The sequence below is a fragment of the Pseudomonas sp. TWI923 genome, assembly GCF_039673365.1.
Taxonomy (GTDB): Bacteria; Pseudomonadota; Gammaproteobacteria; order Pseudomonadales; family Pseudomonadaceae; genus Aquipseudomonas; species Aquipseudomonas sichuanensis.
Genome location: NZ_JBDJLM010000179.1, coordinates 1 through 634, shown reverse-complemented (window position 1 = coordinate 634; position 634 = coordinate 1). Strand labels below are relative to the sequence as shown.

Here is a 634-nt window from a genome sequence, read left to right as displayed (position 1 = left end):
CTGGTGCATATCGTCATGCGCAACGGCGTCGGCGCGATGCTGCACTACGAGCACAGCCACAACGGCCGCCCGGTGCTGTCGGACATCAACACCTACGCCGACAACGACCCGTCCAAAGTCCACCTGCAACTGGGCACGCTGCTCGATGAGCACGGCCATATCCAGGGCCTGTGGCAAGTGGTCGACGGCAAACCGCTGCGCCAGCTGTGCGCCTACCACTACGATGACCAGGGCGACCTGATCGCCGCCCAGGATGAACACGGCGCCGCCTGGCGCTACCAGTACCAGCACCACCTGATCACCCGCTACACCGACCGCACCGACCGCGGCCTGAACCTGGAATGGGACAGCAGCGGCCCGCACGCCCGGGCGATTCGCGAATGGGCCGACGACGGCAGCTTCGAAACCCGCCTGGCGTGGGATGAGCACATCCGCCTGACCACCGTGACCGACGCCCACGGCGGCCAGACCCGCCACTACTACGACGCCGAAGGCTACACCTACCGCATCCAGCACGCCGACGAGCGCTCGGAGTGGCTGTTCCGCGACGCCCGCAAGAACGTGATCCGCCACCTGCACGCCGACGGCAGCCAGGACCGCTACACCTACGATGAACGCAGCAACCGCCTGCAGC

General features: G+C 67.0%; 1 pseudogene. It reads left to right on the top strand.

Going from position 1 to position 634, the window contains the following annotated elements:
- Positions 1–634, top strand: a pseudogene (locus ABE459_RS26005) (RHS repeat protein); the annotation flags it as partial.